Source organism: Pseudomonas sp. F1_0610, assembly GCF_047470865.1.
Classification (GTDB): domain Bacteria; phylum Pseudomonadota; class Gammaproteobacteria; order Pseudomonadales; family Pseudomonadaceae; genus JAZDRH01.
The window spans coordinates 1-16,957 of sequence record NZ_JAZDRH010000018.1 but is presented as its reverse complement, the minus strand read 5'-3'; the positions used below and the strand labels follow the sequence as shown (position 1 = coordinate 16,957).

Here is a 16,957-nt window from a genome sequence, read left to right as displayed (position 1 = left end):
TCCTATCAATATGCTTTGATCACTATCTAGCTCAAGCATGGTGCAATCTAAGCAATAGTATTTAGTAAAAATGGCTTTCGCTTTTTGTAAAATAAAAAAACAAAAATAATCTCGCTCAATAGTCGCATCCCTAGCATTGAGCCACCCTATTCTCATTTTGAACATCTCATACGCTTATATCAGCACGCATAAAATCAAAGCGGCTTCGTGCGTGATACACTAGCCCTGCTGTTTTCTATGGAGCCTCTGTATGAGCACTCGCTGGCTAGATAGCTATGCTCGACAGCATGACTATTTACGAATATCTATTACTGACCGCTGTGACCTGCGCTGCGTTTATTGCATGGCAGAAGACATGACCTTTGTCCCGCGGGCACAGATTTTAAGTTTTGAGGAAATTGAACGTATTGCGCGTATTTTTGTTAGTAATGGCGTGCGAAAAATACGTTTAACAGGAGGCGAGCCACTCATTCGTCCTGACATTATTAGTTTATGTAAAAAACTCAAGGCTATTGCTGGTTTAGAAGAGCTGGTGATTACGACCAATGGTACACATTTAGCTAAACTGGCAGCGCCTTTATACGCTGCTGGTGTTCAACGCATTAATATCAGCCTTGATACATTAAAACCTGAGCGTTTTGCGCAAATCACCCGCGTCGGCAAGCTAGAGAAAACCTTAGAAGGCATTGAGGCAGCACGTCACGTAGGCTTTTCCAGATTAAAACTGAATACCGTTGTTATGCGTGGTTATAACCACGATGAAGTGCTAGAAATTACCCAATTTGCCTTAGCGCGTGGTTTAGATATTAGCTTTATTGAGGAAATGCCATTAGGTGATGTTGGTAGAGATCGTGGCCTTGGTTTTTTTAGCAGTGATGAAATACAAGCCTTATTAGCCAATAACTATACGCTTATCCAAAGTACCGCCTCTACTGGCGGCCCTTCACGCTATTTACAAACTGCTGAGTTTCCCAATAGTCGTATTGGTTTTATTTCGCCACATAGCCACAATTTTTGCAGCACCTGTAATCGCCTGCGTTTAACTGCAGAAGGCCGTTTATTATTGTGTCTTGGCAATGAGCACTCGTTAGATTTACGCGCACTAGTACGCAGCACCCTTGATGATCAAGCTATTAGCCAACATATTGCTCGGGCTTTAATCAATAAACCGCAGCAACATCAATTTACTACAGACGGCGAGGTGCAAGTAGTACGTTTTATGAATGCCACAGGGGGTTGATCTAAGTTTATTTATCTTTTCTTTTAGTATCGCTATAGTTGTCTGTATATAACGACTTGGAGAATTTTCATGGCCTCTGTTTTCAATACATTAGCATCTGCTGTAATACTGATTATTAGCACACAAGCTATGGCTGAAGAAATTACAGTTTCTGCCGCTGCCAGTTTAACTAATGCCTTTACAGATATTGCCAGTAAATTTGAACAAGCCTACCCCGAACATAAGGTACAGCTTAACTTCGCGGCTTCTGGCGCACTGCTGCAGCAAATGGCACAAGGCGCTCCGGTAGATATTTTTGCCTCAGCCGATCAAAAAACCATGGATGATGCCCAGCAAAAACAGCTGATCGCAAACCATACCCGTCAAGACTTTGTACGCAACAGCCTAGTGGTTATTACGCCTACTGATAGCCAGCTAAACTTAAAATCATTACAAGAACTTAACCAGCCGGCTATCAAGCATCTTGCTATTAGTAATCCTGAAAGTGTGCCTGTAGGTCGTTACAGTCAACAAGCACTTGAAAAAGCCCAGCTTTGGACACTGCTTAATGATAAAAAAATCAATACAGAAAGCGTGCGCCAATCATTAGACTATGTTGCTCGTGGTGAGGTAGATGCTGGCTTTGTTTACTCCACAGACGCGGCCATTATGCCTGATAAAGTTAAAGTGCAATTTACTGTGCCTTTAGATGTTGTTATCAGTTATCCCATTGCCATTACCCAAGATGGCACGAAAAAAGCTGCCAGTAGCGCTTTCGTTGAGTTTTTATTCAAAGAAGAAAACCAAGCACTGCTCAGCCAATACGGCTTTAGCAAACCTTAATGGATGCCGCTGTTTGGCAAGCACTGGGCCTGTCCTTAAAAGTGGCAGGCTGGGCAACAGCCATTAATTTAGTACTTGGTATTGCTGTTGGTTATTTACTTGCACGTAAAAAGTTTTGGGGCAGAAACCTTCTAGATACCCTATTGACCTTGCCTATGGTGATGCCGCCTACAGTATTGGGTTATTACTTATTGGTTTTAGTCGGCCGCAAAAGTACGTTGGGCGCTTGGCTGCATGATTACTTGGGTATTAATCTTATTTTTACTTGGCAAGGAGCTGTTATTGCCGCTAGCGTTGTGGCGTTTCCCTTAGTTTTTAAACCTGCACGAGCCGCCTTTGAAGCCGTTGATACACAATTAGAGCAAGCCGCTAGGGTGCTAGGGGTTGCTGAATGGGCTATTTTCTTTCGTGTGACTTTACCCTTAGCTTGGCGTGGCATTTTAGCTGGGCTGCTACTGGCTTTCGCTCGGGCTTTAGGTGAGTTTGGTGCAACCATGATGATTGCAGGTAGCATTCCAGGCAAAACACAAACCTTATCTACTGCGGTCTATGCTGCGGTACAAGCAGGTAATGACCATACAGCTAATTTATTAGTAGCCATTACCTCTATTGTTTGTGTTTGTATTTTACTGAGCGCTAACTATATGTCGTCCACTAAGCTCAAAGGTTATTAGTCACATGCTGCTTGATCTCGCCATCACTAAAACCATGCGCTCAGCACAGCGCAACTTTGAGCTGTCCTTATCTTTTACTTCCAATAGCCAACGCTTGGTAATTTTTGGCAGCTCAGGGTCGGGCAAGAGTTTAACCTTATCCATGATTGCAGGACTTATAAAGCCTGATCAGGGGCGTATAAAACTGGCAGGACGCACCTTATTTGATAGCACACAGAATATTAACCTTTCAGCACAACAACGTAATGTTGCTTATCTATTTCAAGATTACGCTTTATTTCCGCATCTCACTGTTCGCCAAAATATTGCCTTTGCTGCGTGCAAAGGATTACTCAACCCGCGCCAACAGCTACAAAATGCTGCCGTTGATGAATGGATAACAACCTTTGCTTTAAATGGCTTAGAACATCAATATCCGAGGGAAATTTCTGGCGGGCAGCGCCAGCGCACAGCCTTGGCAAGAGCCTTAGTCAGTAACCCTACAGCGCTATTATTAGATGAACCTTTTTCAGCCTTGGATCCTAGTTTGCGCCAGCACATGCGCCAAGAACTGGATGAGCTACAGCAGCGCCTGCAAGTACCTATGATTCTCATTACCCACGACCAGCAAGATGTTGATTGCTTTGGTGAACAAGTACTACAAATTGAACAGGGCCGCCAAGTTAGTTAAACAGCTCGCTAAACGGGATAAAAGCTAACTGGTCTCCTTGTTTAAAGCATTGATTTTCCCGCACTACTAATAGCCCGTCGGCCCAAGCTGCACTGCGTAAAACACCAGAGCACTGGTTATCATATTGCTGTGCAACACCCTGAATAACACGCACACGCAAATATTCACGGCGAACGCTCGCTTGTGAAATATCAAAACCTATTGTCACTGAAAAGCTTAAAGGCGCTATGTTCTTAGCCTGCAAGCACGCCAAAATATAAGGTCTGGCCAATATCGCAAAGGTGACTAAGCTAGAAGCAGGGTTACCCGGCAAACCTAAAAAAGCCGTATTTTTATAATAACCAAAGGTTAAGGGTTTGCCTGGCTTTAAAGCCAACTTCCAGAAACTTAGCTGCCCTTCTTCACGCAAAATTTGCCCTAAATAGTCCGCCTCACCAACAGATACACCGCCGGTGCTTAATATTAAGTCGACATTATTAATTTCGCGAAGAACATGCCGAATTTTATCAGGATCATCTGGCAAAATCCCAATATCTTGCACCTCACAACCCAGTTGAGTTAAAGCCGTTAAGAGTAAGGTACGATTACTGTTATAAATCTGCCCTGCTTGCAGCGCCTGCCCGGCTTCTACTAATTCATCACCTGTTGATAACAAGGCAACACGGTACTTTCGATAAACACCAACCTTAGTCACGCCTACCGATGTTGCTAAAGCTAAATCAATAGCCGAAAGCCTTGTACCTTGGCTTAATAACGGCTGTCCTTGCTGGCATTCTTGGCCTTGAGGCCGAACATATTGTCCTAGCGTTACAGGCTGTAAAAAACGCACCCCTTGCTGGGTAACCTCAGTATGCTCCTGCATTTCAACGCTATCTGCTCCAGCTGGCAAGGGCGCACCCGTAAAAATACGCGCACAAGTACCTGCCTGCAAAGGCTGTGGCGCATGCCCCGCAAAGATTTTTTGACTTACGACTAATGTTTGCGTGGTATGCAGATCAGACTGACGCAAGGCATAACCATCCATGGCGCTATTTGCCCATGGTGGTAAATCGGTAGTGGCAATCAGTGGCTCAGCAAGCACACGACCTAACGCAGCACATACAGGCACCTGCTCTACTTCTTTGATGGGCTGCAACCTTGCCTTTTCTTGCAGCGCAATGAGTGCTTGGTCAAGGCTTAACAAACTCATATTAACGTCCTGAGCACACAGGTTTTAAACCTAAATGAGGAACAAAATTACAAGGTTTATGGCGTGAATCGAGCTGTTCTTGCAAAATACCTTCCCAAGCTGTGCGGCAAGCCCCAGTAGAACCTGGCAAGCAGCACACCAAGGTATTGTTGGACAAGCCAGCTAAAGCGCGTGACTGCACAGTAGAGGTGCCAATTTCTTGATATGACAATTGGCGAAATAACTCACCAAAACCATCTACCTGTTTGTCTAACAAACAAGCCACAGCTTCAGGCGTGCTATCGCGCCCAGTAAACCCTGTGCCACCTGTAATAAGTACTACCTGCACGCTGCCTTGTGCGATCCAATTCGCCACCTTGGCACGAATTTGATATAAGTTATCTTGCAGTAGCGCACGCTCAACCAGCTGATGCCCAGCCTCGGTCAAACGATCAACTAAAAGCTGCCCTGAAGTGTCTGTTTCTACAGTGCGTGTATCACTTACTGTTAAAACAGCAATATTTAAAGGAATAAAGCTTGTACTAGCGTGGCTCATAACAATACCCTGCGACTTTGTGCTGATAACACATCATATACTATAGATATCAAAGCCTATGCCTAATGCTCCTATTTTTACAAATTGTTCTATTGTTGTTTTGGCTGGTGGCCAAGGCCAGCGCATGGGCGGCCAGGATAAAGGCTGGATGCTTTGGAAAAATCGCGCCTTAATTGAGCATATTTATGCTGTAGTACGACCTTTAACTGATGATTTAATTATTTCTTGTAATAGAAATTTTGAGCGTTACGCGCAACTTGCTGATCGTATTGTGACAGACCCTGATAACAGCTTCTCTGGCCCTCTTACTGGTATCATTAGTGGGCTATCCGCCGCCCGCCATGACTATGTTATTTTCTTACCCTGTGATGCACCTTGTATTGACTCTGCTTTACTTGAGCAGTTGTATCAGCAAGTACAATCTTCAGCCGTTATGCTGCGCCAACAGGGTTTCTACCAACCGCTATTTAGTGCAGTGCAACGCAGCTCATTAGCCGACTTACAGGCACAATGGGTAGCGGGAGAACGTCGCCCACGTATTGCACTGCAACAGATTGGTGCTAATGCCTTAGAATGTGCTGACGACGATCCTCGTTTAGCCAACTTTAATGAACCTGCTGTACTAGAACAGTTTTCTTGAGGACGATGCATGCTTACTCACCTTGATGCCCAAGGCAACGCCAACATGGTAGATGTTAGTGATAAAGCTAACACCGCACGTGAAGCCACAGCCCAGGCATGGATTCGTATGCAACCAGCAACACTTACCCTGATTGAACAAGGTGGACATCCCAAAGGTGATGTTTTTGCGGTTGCACGTATTGCTGGCATTCAAGCGGCAAAACGCACCCATGAGCTAATCCCACTCTGCCACCCTTTACTCTTAACCAGCATAAAAGTGCATTTAACCGTTCAGGCTCCAGACCGCGTACATATTCAGGCAACCTGCAAACTCTGTGGGCAAACGGGTGTTGAGATGGAAGCACTAACCGCTGCCAGTGTTGCAGCACTGACCCTGTATGATATGTGTAAGGCTGTCGATCGCAGCATGACCATTGAGAATTTACAGCTTGTAGAAAAACGCGGTGGTAAGTCAGGTCATTATCAACTCAACCCAAATGAGGCGAACTAATGCTCAATCTTCTACTTTTTGCACGCTATCGTGAAGAAATAGGTACAGAGCAACTTAGTCTGCAATGGCAGCCTCATTGGCAAACGGTAGCTGATGTCATAGCTAGCCTAGTTGAACGTGGTGAGGCTTGGACTGTACTCAATGATGCTGGTTTGATGTGCGCCATTAACCAACAACTATGTAAAGTGCATACCACCATTAAAGCAGGTGATGAGCTTGCTTTGTTTCCCACTGTTACAGGTGGCTAGATGATAATTCAAGTACAAACTACAGCCTTTGATCCTGGCGCACAGCTTAACGCCTTACACGCGGGCGAACTAGGCGTTGGCGCTATTGCGAGTTTTACTGGCTTTGTGCGCGATTTTAACCAAGGTGATACGGTTAGCACTTTGTTTCTTGAGCACTATCCTGGCATGACCGAAAAAGCACTCTCTGATATTGCCAAGCAAGCTATGCAGCGCTGGAAACTAAATAATGTGCAAATTCTACACCGAGTAGGCCTGCTACAAGCAGGAGAAGCTATTGTCTTTGTTGCCGCTTGTAGTGCCCACAGAAGCGATGCTTTTGCGGCGTGTGAGTTTATGATGGATTACTTAAAAACTCGTGCCCCGTTTTGGAAAAAAGAAACTACATTAGAGAATGAGCGTTGGGTTGATGCACGTGAAACAGACCAGTTAGCCGCAGCACGCTGGCAAACCACCGAGGACTGAACCATGTTAGATGTATGTGATAGAGATAGCCTTCACCCTGTTGATGACGTTATTGAAACGCTACTAAGTCTGATCAAAATTGCGCCTCGCAGCGAAATCCTTCCCCTTCCTCAAGCTCTTGCGCATATTTTACGTGAACCTGTAAATGCCGCCTTTGATGTTCCACCATGGGACAATAGCGCCATGGATGGTTACGCACTGAATAGCCAAGACCTAGTTAATAATAGCGCGAGCTTACCTATAGCCGGCCGCATTGCCGCAGGCGACAGCCCTGATCAAACTTTGCCCAGCGGCTGCTGCATGCGTATTTTTACTGGTGCGCCTTTACCTCAAGGGGCAGATACCGTTGTAGCTCAAGAAGAGGTGCAACTGGAAGATGATCTAGCCATTTTTTCACAGGTTAAAGTAGGGCAACATGTACGCAAAAAAGCCGAGTCCACTGTAGCAGGAGCCCCATTACTTGACACAGGCACACGTTTAAGACCTCAAGAACTAGGCATGCTGGCCAGCCAAGGCTATGACGAAGTACAGGTTTACCGTCCCTTGCGGATTGGTTTGCTTAGTAGCGGTGATGAGTTGACCAGTCCAGGCGAAACCCTAAATGCTGGGCAGATTTATGATGTTAATCGTTATAGCCTTGGTGCACTCTTTCGTAACTGGGGTTTTGAAGTTACGGACTACGGCATTATGCCTGACAACCTACTCGCCACGCGCGATATTTTAGCCAAAGCCAGTCAAGTACAAGATATCTTAATCAGCAGTGGTGGCGTTTCCGTTGGCGAAGAAGATCACCTCAAACAAGCGGTTGAAGATCTTGGTGAGTTGAATTTATGGCGTGTTGCTATGCAACCTGGTAAGCCAATCGCTTTTGGCACCATCCAGCAAACACCTTGGTTTGGTTTGCCGGGCAATCCTGCCGCAGCGTTGATCACTGCATTAATTATTGCACGCCCTGTTTTGCTACGCGCCCAAGGTATGTTAGATGTACTGCCTCAGTCAGTCACCTTACCTGCTGACTTTAATTGGCATAAAGCCAAACCACGCCAGCAATATCTAAGAGCACGCGTTAAAACCTTAGACAACGGCACTACAGCGGTAGAGGTTAACGCTCAACAAGGCTCAGCTATTTTACAGGCTAGCTGTTGGGCTGATGGCTTAGCTGTGATCAAACCCAATACCACTTTAAATAAAGGCGACTTAGTAACCTTTATTCCGATGTCCATCTTAACCAGTTAAAGTGGTGTTGCTAAAATAACGCTGGAGGCTTTAAATACGGCTGTTGCCTGTTTGCCTTCAGCTAAACCTAGGGCAGTAACACTGTCATTAGTAACAATAGCCGCCACTGTCTGCTCACCTGCTAGAGTTATAACCACTTCACTATTCACAGCACCTTTTTGTAAGCGACTAATAGTACCTGTTAGTTGATTACGTGCTGACAAACGTAAGTTATCGCCATCAGCCGCCAAAATAATGGAAGATGCTTTAATCAGTGCAAATGTTTCAACACCACTAGCCAAGCCTAATGCTTGTGTACTTTCACAAGTCACAGTGGCCCAAATACGATAGCCGCCTGTAACTTCAAGCTCCACAGCATCATTAACAGCACCCTTTTCAACCTGCAGCACTTTGCCATAAAACTGATTACGTGCACTTGTTTTCATCGAAAGCCTCCTTAGCATAAGTAAATCATCTGCCATACCTCCTGCTTGCTCGCTGAGCTGGGCAAGAAAGGCTTGATGTGCTTGTTCAATACGCATGAAGTTATCAATGAGTTGGCGACCACGTGCGGTTAGCTTGGTAGAACCACCGCCCTTGCCTCCCGTAGTACGCGAAACAAGGGATTCACCCGCTAAGTTGTTCATATGATCAACAGCATCCCATGCGGCTTTGTAGCTCATTTTCATATTTTTTGCTGCTTTGGAAATTGAACCTAGCTCGTCAATTAACGCCAGCAACTGCATACGACCATGACCACCTATACTACGCTCACCTGCTGTTATCCAGATTTGCCCTTGCAAACCTAATGCGGCATGCTCTGTCATGAGGTCAAACTCCTCTAAAAACTATAGGGTTATTCTAATCAGGAAAATTAACGAAAGGTAATTTGTAGCTTGATTACTTGATCTGGCAAGCTGTTATTGTTTTATGCAGCTTACTTTTTCATCATTCTCCGCTAAATTACATAGGCTCACTTATAAAAGATTAGCTGCCATGCGCCATAACGTTTTTCTACTCACATTAAGTTGTTCCGCTGTGCTTCTACTACTGGCGGCCCTACTGCTATGGGCTGGCACCCGTTATAACTTGAATCCTTGGCATAACGTGGGCGATGTAATCGATGAGTACAAACAAGTACCTATTTATTTTAATGGTGGCATAAAGCATACCCAAGGGCGTCAACGCGCCAGCGATGGCTATAATTTTGGCTTGAAGTACCAATGTGTTGAATTCGTAAAACGCTTTTATTACACCCAATACCAGCATCGTATGCCTGATACCTTCGGCAATGCGCATGATTTTTTTCAAGCGCAGTTAAAATCTGGGGAATACAACCGCCAACGCAACATGTACCAATTTCGAAACGACGGCCAGTTTGCCATACAAACTGATGATCTTATTGTGTTTCGTCCTTGGCTGCTCAACCCTTTTGGTCATGTTGCCATTGTTAGTGAAGTAACAGCCCAAGATATTGAGATTGTTCAACAAAATCCTGGCCTATTTGCCAGCTCTCGTGAACGTATCCGTCTTAGTCTAACCGAGTCAAATAAGCTAGCTGATACGAATGTGCTAGGCTGGCTACGTTTACCGAGCAATATGAAAAAACCTTAGTGACGCCTGTGCACTAAGGTTTTCTAGGCTAGCTCTTAATTTTTTTACGCAACCAGCGCAGCGCAGGTAGTAGGACCATTGCAACCGCCAGTGCCCATAAGGTCATAGAAATAGGACTTTGCCACAAAATACCTAATTCACCATTGGATATAGATAACGCTCTACGTAAGTTTTCTTCCATCAGCTCCCCTAATACAAAGCCTAGTATTAACGCAGATAGTGGAAAATCAAGTTTGCGCAAAATATAACCAAAAACGCCTAGTGCTACAGCTAACAATAAATCAAATGTTGAGCCATAAATTGCATACACGCCAAGCAAGCTAATCACTGCGATAAAAGGTACTAGCATCCAACTAGGTACACTTAAAAGCCGTGCAAACACACCAACTAAAGGAATATTAAGCAATAATAAAATAATATTCCCTATAAATAATGAGGCGATTAATCCCCAAACAACATCAGGTTGCTGCTCAAATAACATAGGGCCTGGTGTGATATTATACAGTGTCAACGCTCCCATCATGACCGCTGTTGTACCAGAGCCTGGAACACCTAAAGTAAGCATAGGTATAAAGGAGCCGCATGCCGATGCATTATTAGCCGCTTCTGGTGCTGCAACGCCACGTAAATCGCCTTCGCCAAACTTTCCTTCATCACCTGCAATACGTTTTTCTGCAGCATAAGTCATGGCGCTAGCGATAGTAGCTCCAGCACCTGGTAAAGTACCTACAACAAAGCCTGTTGTGCCACTACGTAAAATCGCACCTAAACTATGCAATAACTCTCGTAGATTAAACAGCATACGCCCACCAGCTTTCACTGCTTTTTGGCCTGAGCGAGTATTTTCCAACATTAACAGCACTTCGCTGATGCTAAAAAAACCAATTACAATAATAATGAATGAAATACCGTCTGATAAACCAACACTACCAAAAGTAAAACGATAAACTCCTGTAGTAGAATCAACACCTACAGTTGCAAGTAGTAATCCTATTAAGGCGCAAATAAATGTTTTTATAGGTTTATCTCCAATCATTCCACCCAAACAGGTAATGGCGAAGATCATTAATACAAAATACTCTGCAGGACCAAAAGAGACTGCCCACTGAGCAAGTAATGGAGCAAATATCACCACACCAATAGTGGCTATAGTGCTTCCCATAAAGGAGCTAAATGCTGACAGTGATAATGCAATTCCAGCCTTCCCCTGTTTAGCTAAAGGGTATCCATCTAAAGTTGTCATGACCGCAGCGGCATCACCAGGTACATTTAATAAAATAGCTGAAATACGCCCCCCATACTCACAACCTAAGTAAACTGCTGCCAATAGAATAAGGGCCGTTTCTGGAGGCAGATTCATCGCATAAGCAATAGGTAATAAGATAGCTACGCCATTAATAGGCCCTAAACCTGGTAAGAGACCAACCACAGTGCCGATAAATGCACCTAGTAAAGCAACTATTAAGTTTTGTGGCTCTAGTGCGACAGCAAAACCTTGCGCTAAGTAAGCTAAAGTATCCATATTTATAGTCCTTTAATTAAATAATGGTTCCAATAAGCCAAGAGGCAAAGAAACATCTAAAAAGCGATCAAACAATATGTACAGCGCAATACTGGCTAAGGCTGAAAAAATAAAACTATGCCACCAAGCACTTTTAAATAAATAACTCATAAAGAGCATTAAACTAAAAGTGCTTAATAAAAACCCTAGTAGCTGAAAAATGTAGGTGTACACTACTAATGCAATAATACAAGCAGCTACACTCCATAGATGCGACCAGTCTGATTTTACTGTTTCTGGTTTAATTACAACCCACAATGAACACAGGCATAGTAAGCATAGTATTAGTAATGGATAAGCCCTAGGGCCTACTGGATCATATGTAAAAGGTGCAGAAAATTGCCAAGCTACAGCTAAAAGCCCTAGCCAAAGCAAAAGCAATACTCCTGCAAAGATTCTTATTGTCATGTTTGACCCCCTCATTATAGGCGCTCCTTAACACCTCTAAGGAGCACCACATAAATGGCTCTGTATTATTTAATGAGATCAAATTCAGTGGCTAACGCTCTAAATGTTTCTACCTGCTGGTAGATGGACTGCTCCAACTCTTTTCCCGTAAGATTCATAGGGAATAGCCCACGTTGGGTACGTAACTGATCAAACTCAGGCATTGCCAGCATTTTTTCAAAACGTTGTTGCCACCAAGTAAAGTCTTCATCAGAGACTTTAGGGCCCATGTAGAAGCCGCGGATAACAGGCCAACTAATGTTGTACCCCTGTTCCTTAGCGGTAGGTATATAGTTGTAAGCCCCCGCTAAACGCTCATCTGAAAGAACAGCTAGCACTCGAATTTTTCCCGCTTCCACCTGAGGTAAAACCTCACCTAAACCACTACTCGAAGCTCCAATATGCCCGCCCAACATAGCAGTTAATGTTTCTCCACCCCCTTCAAAGGCAACATAGCGTAGTTTGCGCGGGTCAACTTGAGCCGCTCTTGCTAAAAGAGCAACCTGCATCCAATCTTGGCCACCTATAGTCCCGCCTGCACCAAACACCACTTTACTAGGATCCTTCTTTAACGCTTGGATCAGGTCATCTAAGGTGTTATAGGGTGAATTCGAAGATACGGTGATAGCACCGTAATCAGCGCCCACTACAGCCAACCAACGCACATCTTTTTCTGTATAACGACCAAACTTACCTTGCGCCAAGTTGAGTAATGAACCTGTTGAAAAAGCCACTATGGAGTTATTGTCTTTAGCTCGTTGACCAACCATTGCATTGTAAGCTACGGCTCCTATTCCTCCTGGCATAAATGTAACGCGTAGTGGTTTATCTAGAAGCTTTAAATCAACTAAGCCGCTTTGTGCCAGTTTGCAGGTTAAGTCAAAACCGCCACCGGGTTTCGCTGGAGCAACACACTCTGGCCGCTTTGGCTCAGCCACACTAGTCAAGCTTAGTGTTAATAAAGTTATCGCAAGTGCCACTTTTAATTTACTTTGCATTAGGTTTTCCTCTATAAGCTTATATTTATCAAATATCTGACCAACATAGCCTTTTTGTTTTTGTTAAAACCGATACTATTGCAGCTAGCTTTCAGCTGGCTTTCAATAAATCTAGAAAGGACTATGCATAAGTCGTAGAGGGAACTTTGATGCGTATACTCTTAGTGGAGGATCATCAAGATTTAGCAAAAAATATTTGCCAGTTTCTACAAACAAATGGCTTAAGTGTTGATTGCTTGGATAATGGGCGTAGTGCAGAAATGCTGCTACGTACGGAGCTATACGACGTCGTGATACTTGATATAGGCTTGCCTTACCTAGATGGCTTTAGCGTTTTGCGAGGGTTGCGTCAGCATAACAGCCATACAGCCGTACTAATACTGAGCGCACGTAATGATGTTCAAGACAGGGTTTTAGGGCTTGATTTAGGTGCAGACGACTACCTAGCTAAACCTTTTGATCTAACTGAGCTATTAGCCCGCATTAGAGCTCTTTTACGAAGAAATCTAGAAATAAGCGAGCACAGCTTATACTGCGGCGATTTAAGCTATAACCTATCAACGCAAGTGTTTTTATTAAAGAACCAACGTTTGATACTCACCTCTCACCAACATAACCTGCTGCGTACTCTAATATCACGTACAGGACGTATTCTGAATAAAGAACAGTTGGTTAATAGTGTCTTTGGGCTGGATAACGAAGCTTCACCTGAAGCTATTGAGCTGCATATTCACCGTTTGCGCAAAAAACTTGAACAAAGTAATGTGCAGATAGTCACCTTTCGTGGGATAGGCTATATGTTAGAAAGCAAGAATGAAAAAAACTAGCCTACGCCGTCGTCTGCTTGTCCACTTAAGCATTGCTTTATGCTCATTATTAGTTATTAGCAATATACTCAGCTTTTGGTTAGTACGTGAAAGCACCAATATTCCTTACGATAGAAACTTATTAGCTATTGCCCGTACCATTGGCCAGAATATTGAACTCAGTCTTGATAATAAGCTTCAGCTAAAAGTACCTTATCTGGCGTTAGATGCATTTAACTATGACAATTCAGGGCGGCTCTATTATCAGGTTTTAGATAGCCAGCAAAACACCATCGCTGGCTTTGATCAATTACCTGGCCCAGAGGCAAATACGCCGCGCACTGATATTTATCCTGCCTTAGCTAAGTTTTATGATGCAAGCTATAAAGATCAAGCCGTACGAGTAGCAAGTTTCTTACAACCTGTTGCAGATCAGATGGTCGAAATTAGAGTTGCTGAGACTGATGACGCACGTATTGTTTTTAGTACTACCCTTGTTTTTTATAATACATTACGTTTTTTACTGGTACTACTTTTAATACTTTTAGTGGTCTGGTTAGCTGTTAGCAAGGCTTTATTACCTCTTTATCGACTAAGTCTGTTTTTTCAGCAATCTAAAACTGCTCCTATACACAACATAGCTCCTAATATTACTGACAAAGAGCTGCTGCCTTTAGTTGAGGCACTAAATAGCTATACACGACGTTTACATAAACAAATGCGCCAACAAGCTAACTTTCTAAATGACACCGCCCACCAATTAAGAACGCCACTCGCTGTTTTACAAAGCCATCTACAACTTGGCTTACTCAGCCAAACTATAACTGAAAAACAGCAAAGTCTTGAACACGCACTCAAGCAAACAACACACCTTACCCAGCTGACCAATCAGTTACTGTCATTAGCGCGTTTGCAACATAACCAACAAAACGCCAAGCAACAACCTAAGCAAGCCTTCTTATTGAATACTATTGCACAAGAGGCCTGTCAACATTTTGCCTTACTAATGCACAATGCCAGTGTACAACTTAATTTTGAACCTTTAGCTACACTGCAGCTTAATGGCTATCCACATCTAATAAGGGAGCTACTGTATTGCTTGCTCGATAACACGCTACAGCACGCACAGGCTTCAACAGTAACCGTTCGTTTATTGCATAACGCCACCTTACAAATAGAAGACGATGGCATTGGTATTCACCACGACCTACACAAACGCGTATTTAAACGTTTTTATCGTCTCAATAATGCAGTTCAAGGTTCAGGTTTAGGGCTTTCCATTGCTTACAGTATTTGTCGGTTACATAACGCCAATATCCAACTAAGCCAGGGTGCAATGCAGGGGTTATGTATCACTATTGTTTTTCCTTGGTCAAATAACTCATCCACAAACGAAACAACGGCTCAGCCATAAACATCACTAAAAATAAACGTAGTACTTGTAATGCGGTAACCAAAGCCACTTCTAATTGCAAAGCTTCCGCTGTAATTGACATTTCACTGATGCCGCCTGGCATCATGCCTAAAATCAGGACATATGGGCTAATACCACTGATGGCACTTAAGGCAAAGGCAATAGCTGTAGTAATTGCAATCGCCAAGACTGTGTATAACACAACGATGGCGAGGAACTTAGGCGCTTTGCGAAAGAATGGACGGTCAAAATGGCAACCAAAAGCAGCACCTAAACAGAGTTGTCCTAGATGACTTAATGTACTAGGTAATGCAACATGCAAGTCAAAGCTAATACTTAGCACAGCGCAGGTTAGAATAGGGCCAAGCATCCAAGGGCTGGGTAAACCCAACTTTCGCCACAGCAAGGCAACGAGAGCACTGGAAGGTAAGGCGATGGACAGCCATTTCCAGTCAATTGCTGCTATTAGTATTTGAGGTTCAACCTTCATCCCCCAAGTAAACGCTAGAGGCACTGATACTACAATTAACATCATGCGCATACTATGTGCAGCAGTCACTCGATCTATTTCCGCCTTATGCTTAATGGCTAAGTTCACCATTTCGCTAGCACCGCCAGGCAAACTTGCAAAAAAGCTCGTAACTGGATTAAAGCGTGCTTTATGTAACAGGGCCAGACCTAGTGTGGTCAAACTAACAGTCGCCAGCGCACCTAACAGAATAACCCAGCTATGTGACACTACTTGTGCCCATACTTCTGGTGTAAAGTGTAAACCTATACCACAGGCAACTAGCCATTGGCCAACGGTGCGCATATGTGGCAACTCTTCTAGATAGATACCTGAGCAACGTACCGCTATTACGCTGAGCAGCGACCCAATCATCCATGGCAATGGAAGATGAATAAGGCTTGCAATATAGCCACCTAATACACCAACCAGCACTCCTGCCACAGCCATTCTATTCATGATGCCAACCTGCACTCTACCGTCATGACTTTAAAAGACAAATTATGCCCTCATTACTAAGCTAACCATCAAAACACAATGATGCTGAAAGTTTACTGATAATCTATCAGTATTTTATGTGAATGCATCTAGTCGATTAGCCTATATGAGGAAAGTATGAGCACTATTCAGAATATTATTAAGGGTGAACAGCCAGTTTTACTTGATTTTTATGCCACTTGGTGTGGCCCCTGCAAAATGCAAGCGCCTGTGTTAGATGAGGTAAAGCAGCAATTAGGGGATAGATTGCGTATCTTAAAAATTGATGTGGATAAAAACCCCGCTTTTAGTATGCAAATGAGCAGCCAATACCCTATGCGTGGTGTGCCAACACTTATGCTGTTTAAGCAAGGTAAATTGTTATGGATTCAATCAGGCTTTACAAATAAACAGCAGCTCATCGCACAGCTACAGCAGCATTTAGGCTAGCGGTCTTGTTACATTAACTAGATTCTATTTGAACTCTTGGCTCTTTTATGCTCATTTAAAAATAAGTAACAGCCAAAAGAGACAAAACACTGCCCCAACAGTCAACCCTCTGAGTAAATTCCTCTTAATACTAATACCACTGCCAATGGCTAAAAATATAAGCTCTGCATATTGCATAGAAATAAAGAAGAAAGTGTGATTACTTTTGTAGTAATAGTACTGTTGTTATTGCTTATTGAGTTCAATTTTTCTTTATTCCAAATTGCACCTAAAAATCAACAAAATAGGCCTGACATTATTAAGCTGAAGACTAAGGGAATATCAAATTCTACTCCATTATATTTTTCACCCAGCACACCGATGCAAGGAGCAGACCTAATATTAGAAAAATAAAAACCAAAATTCCTCTACCTCTCAAAATAATAATTTAATTTTCTCTTTAAATATAATTATAGCTCTAAAATAGCGACTCACATAAATATTATCCTGATACAT

At 43.4% G+C, this 16,957-nt stretch carries 20 protein-coding genes; 13 read left to right on the top strand and 7 right to left on the bottom strand.

Annotated elements, in window-relative coordinates; all coding sequences use genetic code 11:
• The first annotated feature begins 250 nt into the window (after window positions 1–250).
• The 4 genes from moaA to VQ643_RS10795 all read left to right on the top strand — a co-directional run bounded on the left by moaA (window position 251) and on the right by VQ643_RS10795 (window position 3,406).
• On the top strand, window positions 251–1,240 hold the full coding sequence (moaA, locus tag VQ643_RS10810; protein WP_414199787.1) for a GTP 3',8-cyclase MoaA: 990 nt from the start codon (window positions 251–253) through the stop codon (window positions 1,238–1,240).
• A 69-nt stretch (window positions 1,241–1,309) separates the two neighbouring features.
• Window positions 1,310–2,062 carry a molybdate ABC transporter substrate-binding protein gene (modA, locus tag VQ643_RS10805; protein ID WP_414199786.1) on the top strand — a complete coding sequence of 251 codons (753 nt, stop codon included), beginning with the start codon at window positions 1,310–1,312 and terminating at the stop codon, window positions 2,060–2,062.
• Window positions 2,062–2,736, top strand: a complete 675-nt coding sequence (modB, locus tag VQ643_RS10800) for a molybdate ABC transporter permease subunit (RefSeq protein WP_414199785.1) — start codon at window positions 2,062–2,064, stop codon at window positions 2,734–2,736. Before modA ends, modB begins: the two co-directional genes overlap by 1 nt.
• A 4-nt stretch (window positions 2,737–2,740) precedes the next feature.
• Window positions 2,741–3,406, top strand: coding sequence for a sulfate/molybdate ABC transporter ATP-binding protein (locus VQ643_RS10795; RefSeq protein ID WP_414199784.1), 666 nt, complete (start codon window positions 2,741–2,743; stop codon window positions 3,404–3,406).
• Here VQ643_RS10795 and glp (VQ643_RS10790) read toward each other — a convergent pair.
• Together glp (VQ643_RS10790) and moaB are read right to left on the bottom strand one after the other, a co-directional pair.
• A complete protein-coding gene (gene glp / locus VQ643_RS10790) occupies window positions 3,399–4,595 on the bottom strand; it encodes a gephyrin-like molybdotransferase Glp (protein ID WP_414199783.1) in 1,197 nt (398 codons plus the stop codon). The two genes, VQ643_RS10795 and glp (VQ643_RS10790), sit on opposite strands and share 8 nt — an antisense overlap.
• 1 nt (window position 4,596) lies before the next feature.
• Complete coding sequence (gene moaB, locus VQ643_RS10785; RefSeq protein ID WP_414199782.1) at window positions 4,597–5,130, bottom strand: molybdenum cofactor biosynthesis protein B; 534 nt, start codon at window positions 5,128–5,130, stop codon at window positions 4,597–4,599.
• Window positions 5,131–5,188: 58 nt separating this feature from the next.
• On the opposite strand from moaB, the gene mobA reads away from it, so the two are divergent.
• The 5 genes from mobA to glp (VQ643_RS10760) are packed head-to-tail and all read left to right on the top strand — an operon-like array spanning window position 5,189 to window position 8,208.
• Complete coding sequence (mobA, locus tag VQ643_RS10780; protein WP_414199781.1) at window positions 5,189–5,770, top strand: molybdenum cofactor guanylyltransferase MobA; 582 nt, start codon at window positions 5,189–5,191, stop codon at window positions 5,768–5,770.
• Between the two features lie 9 nt (window positions 5,771–5,779).
• Entirely contained in the window at window positions 5,780–6,262 is a 483-nt protein-coding gene (gene moaC / locus VQ643_RS10775) for a cyclic pyranopterin monophosphate synthase MoaC (protein WP_414199780.1), read from the top strand.
• Window positions 6,262–6,510, top strand: a complete 249-nt coding sequence (locus VQ643_RS10770; protein ID WP_414199779.1) for a MoaD/ThiS family protein — start codon at window positions 6,262–6,264, stop codon at window positions 6,508–6,510. The genes moaC and VQ643_RS10770 overlap by 1 nt, the downstream gene beginning before the upstream one ends.
• A complete protein-coding gene (gene moaE, locus VQ643_RS10765; protein ID WP_414199778.1) occupies window positions 6,511–6,972 on the top strand; it encodes a molybdopterin synthase catalytic subunit MoaE in 462 nt (153 codons plus the stop codon).
• A gap of 3 nt (window positions 6,973–6,975) precedes the next feature.
• A complete protein-coding gene (gene glp, locus VQ643_RS10760; protein ID WP_414199777.1) occupies window positions 6,976–8,208 on the top strand; it encodes a gephyrin-like molybdotransferase Glp in 1,233 nt (410 codons plus the stop codon).
• Here the strand turns inward: glp (VQ643_RS10760) and VQ643_RS10755 are convergent.
• Window positions 8,205–9,014 carry a TOBE domain-containing protein gene (locus VQ643_RS10755; protein ID WP_414199776.1) on the bottom strand — a complete coding sequence of 270 codons (810 nt, stop codon included), beginning with the start codon at window positions 9,012–9,014 and terminating at the stop codon, window positions 8,205–8,207. The genes glp (VQ643_RS10760) and VQ643_RS10755 overlap by 4 nt on opposite strands.
• 169 nt (window positions 9,015–9,183) lie before the next feature.
• Between VQ643_RS10755 and VQ643_RS10750 the strand changes: the two genes are divergently transcribed.
• A complete protein-coding gene (locus VQ643_RS10750) occupies window positions 9,184–9,801 on the top strand; it encodes a CHAP domain-containing protein (protein ID WP_414199775.1) in 618 nt (205 codons plus the stop codon).
• 28 nt (window positions 9,802–9,829) lie between these two features.
• On the opposite strand, the gene VQ643_RS10745 is transcribed toward VQ643_RS10750, so the two are convergent.
• The 3 genes from VQ643_RS10745 to VQ643_RS10735 all read right to left on the bottom strand — a co-directional run bounded on the left by VQ643_RS10745 (window position 9,830) and on the right by VQ643_RS10735 (window position 12,807).
• A complete protein-coding gene (locus VQ643_RS10745) occupies window positions 9,830–11,323 on the bottom strand; it encodes a tripartite tricarboxylate transporter permease (protein ID WP_414199774.1) in 1,494 nt (497 codons plus the stop codon).
• 12 nt (window positions 11,324–11,335) lie between these two features.
• Window positions 11,336–11,770: a tripartite tricarboxylate transporter TctB family protein gene (locus VQ643_RS10740; protein ID WP_414199773.1), complete on the bottom strand. Its 435-nt coding sequence runs from the start codon at window positions 11,768–11,770 to the stop codon at window positions 11,336–11,338.
• A 65-nt stretch (window positions 11,771–11,835) separates the two neighbouring features.
• Complete coding sequence (locus tag VQ643_RS10735) at window positions 11,836–12,807, bottom strand: tripartite tricarboxylate transporter substrate binding protein (protein ID WP_414199772.1); 972 nt, start codon at window positions 12,805–12,807, stop codon at window positions 11,836–11,838.
• Window positions 12,808–12,956: 149 nt separating this feature from the next.
• Here VQ643_RS10735 and VQ643_RS10730 point away from each other — a divergent pair, with 149 nt between their 5' ends.
• A complete protein-coding gene (locus tag VQ643_RS10730; protein WP_414199771.1) occupies window positions 12,957–13,634 on the top strand; it encodes a response regulator in 678 nt (225 codons plus the stop codon).
• Complete coding sequence (locus tag VQ643_RS10725) at window positions 13,621–15,027, top strand: sensor histidine kinase (RefSeq protein ID WP_414199770.1); 1,407 nt, start codon at window positions 13,621–13,623, stop codon at window positions 15,025–15,027. Before VQ643_RS10730 ends, VQ643_RS10725 begins: the two co-directional genes overlap by 14 nt.
• Here VQ643_RS10725 and VQ643_RS10720 read toward each other — a convergent pair.
• On the bottom strand, window positions 14,969–15,994 hold the full coding sequence (locus VQ643_RS10720; protein WP_414199769.1) for an AbrB family transcriptional regulator: 1,026 nt from the start codon (window positions 15,992–15,994) through the stop codon (window positions 14,969–14,971). The genes VQ643_RS10725 and VQ643_RS10720 overlap by 59 nt on opposite strands.
• 156 nt (window positions 15,995–16,150) lie before the next feature.
• On the opposite strand from VQ643_RS10720, the gene trxA reads away from it, so the two are divergent.
• Window positions 16,151–16,462, top strand: a complete 312-nt coding sequence (gene trxA, locus VQ643_RS10715) for a thioredoxin (protein WP_414199768.1) — start codon at window positions 16,151–16,153, stop codon at window positions 16,460–16,462.
• Window positions 16,463–16,957 lie beyond the last annotated feature (495 nt).